The organism is Mycobacterium sp., from assembly GCF_044342925.1.
In the GTDB taxonomy this organism is placed as follows: domain Bacteria; phylum Actinomycetota; class Actinomycetes; order Mycobacteriales; family Mycobacteriaceae; genus Mycobacterium.
Genome location: NZ_JBIIOV010000129.1, coordinates 1 through 9,498 on the forward strand (window position 1 = coordinate 1; position 9,498 = coordinate 9,498).

Below are 9,498 nucleotides of genomic sequence, written 5' to 3' on the forward strand. Positions count from 1 at the left end.
CAGCCGCCGGCTGCGCCGCGCCCTGGAACACCGCGACCACAGTTGCGCGGTCCCCGGCTGCGGCGCCACCCGCGGACTGCACGCCCACCACATCGAGCACTGGGAAAACGGCGGTGCGACCGAACTACACAACCTGGTCCTGCTATGCCCCTACCACCACCGACAGCACCACCGCGGCGCCATCACCATCACCGGACCCGCCGACCACCTCGTCGTCACCGACAACGACGGCCACCAACTGCACCCCGGATCACTGCCCGACCACCCAGCACCCCACCACCGGCGGTGCCACCGTGTCCCGGACCGCTGGGCGAACGCGCCGACTGGTGGTGGTACGAACCGTTCCGGCCGCACCCACTAGCGACAACCGACGCCTGAGGTCGGTGCGCGGTCCCGAATACTGCGCCTCGGGTAGTGACTCTCAGCCGTTAGTCTTGCCAGGGCAGCAATGGATCAGTACTACCGCACCGTGCTAGCCGCACCCGCGCCGGGAAGAGGAGCAAGACAGTAGGTGGGTAGCCTCAGCATGCTCACTGCATCGTCGCACCCGGTTTCGGACGAGCCCGCCGCGCAACACAGCGATTCCCCGCTGTCCCGGCGTTGGCTGGCAGCGGTTTTCGCCGCCGCACTGGTGCTGTGTTTCCTCCAGGCGCCGGGCCTGATCGCCCCGGACACCAAACTGGACCTGACCGCCAACCCGCTGCGCTTCCTGGCCCGTGCGACCAACCTGTGGAACAGCGACCTGCCGTTCGGCCAGGCCCAGAACCAGGCGTACGGCTATCTGTTCCCGCACGGGGCGTTCTTCCTGCTCGGCGACACCGTCGGGTTGCCCGGTTGGGTGATCCAACGACTGTGGTGGGCGCTGCTGCTCACCGCGGGGTTCTGGGGACTGCTGCGGGTCGCCGAGACACTGGGTATCGGCTCCCGGACGTCGCGGCTGGTGGCGGCGGGGGCCTTCGCTCTGTCTCCGCGGGTGCTGACCACACTGGGATCGATCTCGTCGGAGACTCTGCCGGTGATGCTCGCCCCGTGGGTGCTGCTGCCGGTCATCCAGGCGCTGCGCGGGGATTCCCGGCAACCGCTGCGGGTGCTCGCCGGCCGGGCCGGGATCGCACTGGCCCTGATGGGGGCGGTCAACGCGGTGGCCAGCCTGGCCGCCTGCCTGCCCGCGGTGATCTGGTGGGCCTGCCATCGCCCCAACCGGCGGTGGCGGCGGTTCACCGGCTGGTGGTTGCTGGCGTCGGTCCTGGCGGTGACCTGGTGGGCGGTGGCACTGGTGCTGCTCGGCCGGATCAGTCCGCCGTTCCTCGACTTCATCGAGTCCTCGGGAGTGACCACCCAGTGGACGTCACTGACCGAGGTACTGCGCGGGACGTCGGGCTGGACCCCGTACGTCGCTCCGACAGCCACCGCGGCCTCCTCGCTGGTGACCCAGCCGGCGATGGTGCTGGCCACCACCCTGGTGGCCGCCGGCGGACTTGCCGGGCTGGCCTTGCGGTCGATGCCCGCCCGCGGGCGGCTGGTGACCATGCTGCTGATCGGCCTCGTCCTGCTGACCGCCGGCTACTCCGGCGGCCTCGGTTCGCCGATCGCCCAGTCGGTGCAGCACTTCCTCGACGCGGCCGGCGCACCGCTGCGCAACGTGCACAAGCTCGAACCGGCGATCCGCATTCCGATCGTCCTGGGCCTGGCGCACCTGCTGGGCCGGATCCCGTTGCCGGGCAGCGCTTCCCGGCGGGTGTGGATCAGGGCCTTCGCCCACCCCGAGGACGACAAGCGGATGGCGGCGGGCATCGTGGTGCTCACCGCGCTGTTCGTGGCGACGTCACTGGCCTGGAGCGGCCGGCTCACCCCGCCCGGAGCCTTCCGGGCCATCCCCGATTACTGGCATCAGGCGGCGGACTGGCTCACTGAGAACAACGCCCAGGGCCCCACACCGGGCCGGGTTCTGGTGGTGCCCGGAGCCCCGTTCGCCACCCAGACCTGGGGCAACAGCCACGACGAGCCGCTGCAGGTTCTCGGTGAATCACCCTGGGGTGTCAGGGATTCGATCCCGCTGACTCCGCCGCAGACGATCCGTGCGCTGGACTCGGTGCAGCGGCTGTTCGCGGCGGGACGGCCGTCGGCCGGGCTGGCCGACACCTTGGCCCGCCAGGGAATTTCCTATGTGGTGGTGCGCAACGACCTCGATCCCGAGACCTCGCGGTCGGCACGGCCGCTGCTGGTGCACCGGGCGATCGACGGGTCCCCCGGGCTGCGGAAGGTCGCCGAGTTCGGGGAGAACGTCGGCGCGGGCGTGGTGGACGGCTTCATCAGCGACAGCGGCCTGCGACCGCTGTTCCCGGCGGTCGAGATCTACCAGGTGGCGCCAACCGGAGCCGCGTCGGGCAGCCCGGGTGCCCCCTATCTCGTCGGCGCCGATGCCATGACGCGGGTGGCCGGCGGACCGGAATCGTTGTTGCGCATCGACGCCCGCCGGCGGCTGGCCGGCCTGCCAGCGCTGGGTCCGCTGATGCTGACCACCGATGCGCGCCGCGCCGGCCTGGCCGGCCCGCCGGGGCGGGGCGTCATCGTCACCGACACCCCGGCCGACCGGGAGACCGACTATGGGCGGGTCGATGACCACTCGTCGGCGATCCGCGCCGCCGGCGACCGGCGCAATACCTACAACCGGGTGCCGGACTATCCGGTGCCGGACGCTGTTGCGGTGCAGGGCATGTGGTCCGGCGGACGGCTCAGCGCGTCGAGTTCGTCGTCGGACGCCACAACGCTGCCGAACGTCTCGCCGGCCAGCAGCCCGGTCGCCGCGATCGACAACGACTCGGCCACCGCCTGGGTGTCCAACTCGCTGCAACCCGCCCTCGGCCAGTGGCTGCAGATCGACTTCGACAAGCCGGTGACCAACTCCGTCCTGACGATCACTCCCAGTGCCACCGCGGTCGGCGCGCAGGTGCGCCGCATCCAGATCGAGACGGCCAACGGCACCACCACGACGAGCTTCGACACCCCGGGGCGCCCACTGACCGTCGCGCTTCCCGTCGGAGAGACGCCGTGGTTGCGCATCACCGCCGTCGGCACCGACGACGGCTCCTCGGGGGTTCAGTTCGGCATCACCGACCTCGCTGTAACGCAATACGACGCTGCGGGATTCGCTTATCCGGTGGACCTGCGCCACACCGTCGTCGTCCCCGCGCCGCCGGCCGGCGTGGGAGTCGCCGAATGGGACCTGGGCTCCGAACTCCTCGGCCGGGACGGCTGCGCCGATTCCCCCGACGGGGTGCACTGCGCGGCGTCGATGGCGGTGGCTCCCGAGGAACCGGTGACGTTGAGCCGCACCCTGACAGTGCCCACCGCGATAGATGTGTCGGCGATGGTATGGGTGCGGGCCCGGCAGGGGCCGCGGCTGGCCGACCTGATCGCAGAGCCGGGCAGCGCCCGGTCGCAGGGCAACGCCGACCTGGTGGACGTTCAGGGTTCGGCCTACGCGGCTACTGACGGCGACCCGCGCACCGCGTGGACCGCTCCGCAGGGCATCGCCCAGCATCAGGCGGCACCGACGCTGACCGTGACGCTGCCGCGCCCCGCGGAGGTGGCCGCTGTGCAGATCACCCCCAGCGCGTCCCCGCTGCCCACCCATCCGACGCTGGTGGCGATCGACCTCGGGGACGGGCCGCAGGTACGCAGCCTCGCCGACAGCGACGGGCCGGTGTCGGTGTATCCGCGGGTCACCAGCACGATCCGGGTCAGCCTGCTGGACTGGGAGGACGTGATCGACCGCACGGCGCTGGGCTTCGACCAACTCAAGCCGCCCGGCCTGGCCGAGGTGGTGGCGCTGGATCCGGCTGGCGCCCCGATCGCCGCCGCGAACGCCGAGGCGAACCGCACCCGCCGCATCGACATCCCCTGCGGGCAGGGCCCGGTGATCGGGGTGGCGGGCCGGTTCGTGCAGACGTCGGTGTCGACCACCGTCGAGGCACTGCTGCAAGGCCGCCCGGTGCCGGCCCGGACGTGCGATCCGGCCCCGATCACGCTGCAGGCCGGTACCCAGGAACTGCTGATCAGCCCGGGTCCGGCCTTCATCGCCGACGGCGCCCAGCTGATCGGCCCGCTGGCCAAGGATCTGACCACGGCGCCGACGGCGCCGGTGACGGTGACCGACTGGCGGCCGGACCGTCGCGAGCTCACCGTGCCGCGCGCCCCGGAGAGCCGGGTACTGGTGGTGCCGGAAAGCGTCAACCCGGGCTGGGTGGCGCACAGCGCCGGCGGGGCGCGGTTGACGCCGGTGATCGTCAACGGCTGGCAGCAGGGTTGGGTGCTACCGCCGGGCGCGCAAGGGACCGTGACCCTGAGCTTTCCCTCCAACGGCCTGTACCGCGCCGGCCTCACCGTCGGCCTCGCGCTGCTGCCACTGCTGCTGGCGATGGCGCTGGTGCCCGCCCGGCGCCGGTTGCCTACCTACTTCCCGGCCCGGCCGTGGCGACCCGGTGCACTCGGGGTGGTCGGGCTGGTGGCGGCGGGCACGCTGATCGCCGGTGTGGGCGGGCTGGTCGTGGTGGGCGCGGCGCTGCTGCTGGGCTGGCGGCTGCACGACCGGCAACCGACCTGGGACGCGGTGACGCTCGGAGTGGTCCCGGCGGGTCTGATCGTCGCCGGGGCGCTGCTGTCGCGTTACCCGTGGCGCTCGGTCGACGGCTATATCGGGCACTCGGCGTGGGTGCAGATCTTCGCGCTGATCGGCGTCGGCTTCCTGGCCGCGTCCCTGCTTCCACTGCCGCGCAGCGCAACCCGCCGCAGACCGCCGCCCTCGCCGTAGGGTTGCCGGCGCCGTAGGGTTGCCGGCGCCGTCGGCCGCATCGTCGCCGACGCCGTCGGCCGTATCGTCGATGGCATGAGCCCGGAGACCAGCGTCGAGACCGTCCGGGGCGCGATCCCCACCGACACCCTGGGCGTGACCCTGATGCACGAGCACGTGTTCGTGCTGTCCCCCGAGATCATGGCCAACTATCCGGCGGGCTGGGGCGACGAGGACGTCCGCGAGCAGCAGGCCGTCGACAAGCTCAACGCGCTCAAGGCGGCCGGGGTGGACACCATCGTCGACCCCACCGTCATCGGTCTGGGCCGCTACATCCCCCGCATCGAGCGGGTCGCCGCCCGCACCGACCTGCGGATCGTGGTGGCCACCGGGGTCTACACCTACGACGATGTTCCGATGTACTTCCACTTCACCGGCCCCGGCACCGCGCTCGGCGGCCCCGAGACCATGGTCGACATGTTCGTCCACGACATCACCGAGGGCATCGCCGGGACCGGAGTGAAGGCCGCAATCCTCAAGTGCGCCACCGACGAACCGGGTGTGACGCCGGGTGTCGAACGGGTGCTGCGCGCAGTGTGCCAGGCACACCGCGCCACCGGCGTCCCGATCACCACCCACACCCACGCGCACACCCGCCGGGGACTTGAACAGCAGCGGATCTTCGCCGAGGAGGGCGTGGATCTGAGCCGGGTCATCATCGGGCACAGCGGCGACACCACCGACCTGGACTACCTGGAGGAGCTGATCGCCGCGGGGTCGTATCTGGGAATGGACCGGTTCGGCCTGGACAACATCCTGCCGTTCGCCGACCGGGTCGACACCGTGGCGCGGCTGTGTGAGCGCGGGCACGCCGACAAAATGGTATTGGCCCACGATGCGTCCTGCTACATCGACTGGCTGCCCGAGGCGGCTTTGCCTGTGGCGCTTCCGAACTGGCATTACCTGCACATCCACAACGACGTGCTGCCCGCACTGCGACAGCGCGGTGTCACCGACGAGCAGATCGCCACCATGCTGGTCGACAACCCGCGCCGGATCTTCAGCCACGGCGGCGGCTACTGATGGCTGCGCGGGACGACCCAAGCCCAATCAGCGCGCGACGAGTGGCTCCGGCTGATCCGTGACCGAACTGTCCAGCGGCGGCGGCGGTTTCGCCGAGCTACTGCGCCGGTACTCCCAGCGCCGCAACGCGTTGCGGCACGGCGACTCGACCAGTGCGTAACTCACCGCGGCCATCGCGAAGCCCAGGATCGTCGTGAGCACGAACACCACCACCAGGTCGCCGTTGAACATGAACTTGCCCACCATCGGGAACACCATCACCAGCGCGGCCAGATGCCAGATGAACAGCCCGTAGGACCACCGGCCCAGCGTCTCCATCGCCGTGCTGCCCAGAATGCGGTGCGGGGTGCCGGGTTCGTCGAGCACCAGCGGCGCCAGCAGCGCCCAGGCGACGATCGCCCCCATGCAGGTCCGCACCACGAACTGCGCCAGCGTAGCCGGGACGAGATCCTTGGGACCGGCCAGCGGTGATGCCGAGATCAGGTAGGCCACCAGGGCGATCCCGTAGATCGTCCACGGATTGCGCGCCAACCGGTGCGGCCAGCCCAGCGGGCTCACCGTCCACTCGGCCAGCAGCATGCCAGCGGCGAACCAGGACGCGTAGGCCGGCGGCCAGTTCAGGAAGTTCACGCCCTCGGCGGTGTGGATCGGCAGCAGCCCCCAGCCGAGGCTGGCCACGGCGACCGCCGCGATCGCCGGCACCCGCAACCGCACCGGCAGCCGGTAGGCCAGGAACGCCAGGATCGGCAGTGCGAGGTAGAAGCTCACCTCCACCGACAGACTCCACATCTGGGTCAGCCCGGCGGTCAGCGTCAGCGGTACGTAGACCTGGGTCAACGTGAGGTTGGCCAGCCAGACCGTGCTGCTGGCGTGGTTGGCCTCGGGCAGCAGGGTCAGGATCACCACCACCGCCACCAGATAGCCGGGCATGATCCGTACCAGCCGAGACCGCAGGTAGTGCGCCGTCTGCGGCCGGTGCCGCAGCCCCCGGGCGGCGGCGGCGTGCCCGCGCCACAGCAGGAAACCCGACAGCGCGAAGAACACCGCGACGGCGAGGTCGAAGCGGTGCAGCAGCCGTCCGATCACGCCTCCGGAGGTTCCGGTCTGGAAGGCGACGTGGGTGAGCACCACGCCCATCGCGGCGCAGGCGCGCATGCCCTCCACAGCAGGCAGGAAGCTCCTGGTGCCGCCGACCGCGCCGGGCACGCCGCTGTCGGCGAGGCTCGCCGGGAGCGGCTGGGGCGTGCGCGTCATGGTTGCCAGTCTGCCGGGACGTGCGCGCGCGACGGTAGCGGGTAGAGCAGATTCCATGCGGCTGGGCGGTTCGGTGGAGGTTCGGACTGTTAGGGTCGAAACCTTGAACACCGCTTTGAAACTGCAGCACGAGGAGGCCCGGACAGCGTGAATCGCGCAAGCATGTTGCGTCTCGCGGCGTTGGGCATCATCGGGCTCGGATCGGCTCTGCTGATCGCCGCGTTGCTGCTGTCCACCTACACCGCCGGCAAGATTCGCAAGATTCCGCTGGATATCGACCAGACACTGGTGGCGAGCGGCACCGGCACCGCGCTGGATCCGGCTTCGCTGTCGGCGGGGCAGGGCGGCAAGTTCATCATCGACAAGAACGTCCCCCTGGTGTCCCAGCAGGCGATGACGGTCGAGGCGCCGGCCAACGCCGAGGTGGTCACCTTCCAGGTCGGCACGACGGTGCGTCGCAGCGACAAGCAGAAGGACAACGGCCTGCTGCTGGCCATGGTCGACACCGTGACGCTGAACCGCGGCACCGCCGAGGCGGTGTCCGACGACGACCGGCCCGGCGGCTCGGTGCAGAAGCCGCGGACCATCGAGGACGACAAGCCGCCGACCAACATCGCGCTGCCGCACGAAGGTCTGTCCTACCGGTTCCCGTTCAACACCGAGAAGCAGTCCTACCCCTACTTCGATCCGATCGCGCAGAAGGCGTTCGACGCCAACTACGACGGCGAGGACGATGTCAACGGCCTGACCACCTACCGGTTCAAGCAGAACGTGGGCTACGACGCCGACGGCAAGCTCGTCGCCCCGATCAGGTACTCCTCGCTCTACGACAAGAACGAGGACGGCGAAGTCACCGCCCGCAACGAGCTGTGGGGCTTTGAGGGCGACCCCTACGAGCCGGTCACCATGACCCGGTTCTACGCCGCTCAGCGCACCTTCTGGGTGGATCCGGTCACCGGCACCATCGTCAAGGCCGAAGAGCACGCCAACCACTACTACGCGCGTGACCCGCTCAAGCCGGAAGCCGCGGTGGCCGACTACACGGTGACCTCCACCGAGCAGACCGTCGAATCCCAGGTGGCCGCCGCCCGCGCCGAGCGCGACCGGGTGGCCCTGTGGTCGCGGATCCTGCCGATCAGCCTCGGCGCGGCGGGCCTGGTCAGCCTCGTCGGCGGGGTGCTGCTCGGGCTGTTCAGCAATCGCATCGAGGCCGCCCTGCCGGAAGGCAACGAGGACGACATCGACATCGGTCTGTTCGGCCGGGACGAGACGGGCCCCATGCCGGCGGCCCAGGCGCCGACTGAGAAGATCCCCACCCGCCGACCGGAGCCCCCGCCTCCGCAGCGGTGACGGCGGTGCCCCGCCGGGCGACCCGGCTGATCCTGCCCGGGTACACCGCCGCTCTGACGCTGGCGGTGACGGCTCCGTTACTCAGGCCCGGATACCTGCTGATCCGCGACGCGGTCTCGACGCCGCGGTCATACCTGTCCGATACCGCCCTGGGCCTGGGTGAGTCGGCACCCCGGGCGGTGCCGCAGGATTTCGCCGTCGCGATCGCCTCAACAGTGCTCGACGGCGGCGTCCTGGTCAAAGCCCTGCTGATCGCAGGTCTGTTCCTGGCAGGCTGGGGTGCCGGCGGGCTGGCCCGGCTGCTGCTGCCGGAGGCCGGGACCGCCGGGCAACTGGTCGCCGCGACGGTAGCAGTGTGGAATCCCTTTGTCGCCGAACGGTTTCTGCAGGGCCACTGGAGCCTGCTGCTGGCCTACGGCTGTCTGCCGTGGGTGGCCGCGGCGGTGCTCGATCTGCGCACGACCGGCCGGGGCTGGGCGGCGGCGGTGTTCTGGATCGCGCTGGCCGGACTGACCCCGACCGGCCTGATGCTGGCCGCCGCGGTGGCCCTGGTGTGCGTCGCCGCGCCGGGCGACGGTGCCCGCCGGTGGCGTTGCGCGGCAGGGCTTCTGGGGGCCAGCGCGGTGGCCGCCGCACCCTGGTTGACGGCGTCGCTCCTTGGCGGCACGCTCAGCGTGCACCAGGCCGACGGGCTGGCTCCGTTCGCCCCGCGCGCCGAACCGCTGCTGGGCACGCTGGGTAGCCTGGCGGGCCTGGGCGGAATCTGGAACGCCGAAGCCGTACCACCCACCCGGGCAACCGGATACGCATTGTTCGGCACCGTGCTGCTGCTGGCGGTGGTGGCCTGCGGGTTGCCCGCGTTGCTGCGCCGCCGTGGTCATCAGGAAATGTCAGCCGAGCCGCTGCTGATCCTGGCGGCGGTGGGGGTGCTGGTACCGGCCGCGCTGGCCACCGGGCCAGGAATGACGTTGTTGCGCACCGCGGTCGACGCCGTGCCCGGACTGGCGGTGCTGCGCGAC

General features: G+C 70.9%; 5 protein-coding genes and 1 pseudogene. 5 read left to right on the forward strand and 1 reads right to left on the reverse strand.

All coding sequences use genetic code 11. The annotated features are described in order from the left end of the window. The 3 genes and pseudogenes from ADBZ6I_RS13165 to ADBZ6I_RS13175 all read left to right on the forward strand — a co-directional run. A pseudogene (locus ADBZ6I_RS13165) lies at positions 1 to 378 on the forward strand (HNH endonuclease signature motif containing protein); the annotation flags it as partial. A gap of 148 nt (positions 379 to 526) precedes the next feature. Continuing rightward, positions 527 to 4,813, forward strand: coding sequence for an alpha-(1->3)-arabinofuranosyltransferase domain-containing protein (locus ADBZ6I_RS13170; protein ID WP_526384533.1), 4,287 nt, complete (start codon positions 527 to 529; stop codon positions 4,811 to 4,813). Positions 4,814 to 4,888: 75 nt separating this feature from the next. Beyond that, positions 4,889 to 5,875: a phosphotriesterase family protein gene (locus tag ADBZ6I_RS13175; RefSeq protein ID WP_526384535.1), complete on the forward strand. Its 987-nt coding sequence runs from the start codon at positions 4,889 to 4,891 to the stop codon at positions 5,873 to 5,875. A 27-nt stretch (positions 5,876 to 5,902) separates the two neighbouring features. Here ADBZ6I_RS13175 and ADBZ6I_RS13180 read toward each other — a convergent pair whose 3' ends face one another. Continuing rightward, positions 5,903 to 7,129 (reverse strand): acyltransferase family protein, encoded by a 1,227-nt coding sequence (locus tag ADBZ6I_RS13180; RefSeq protein ID WP_526384537.1) that lies wholly within the window; start codon positions 7,127 to 7,129, stop codon positions 5,903 to 5,905. 147 nt (positions 7,130 to 7,276) lie between these two features. On the opposite strand from ADBZ6I_RS13180, the gene pgfA reads away from it, so the two are divergent. After that, entirely contained in the window at positions 7,277 to 8,479 is a 1,203-nt protein-coding gene (pgfA, locus tag ADBZ6I_RS13185; protein ID WP_526384539.1) for a cell envelope lipid trafficking protein PgfA, read from the forward strand. Continuing rightward, a partial coding sequence (locus ADBZ6I_RS13190; protein WP_526384541.1) for an MmpA family trehalose lipid delivery protein occupies positions 8,476 to 9,498 on the forward strand: 1,023 nt, incomplete at its 3' end. The genes pgfA and ADBZ6I_RS13190, both read left to right, overlap by 4 nt.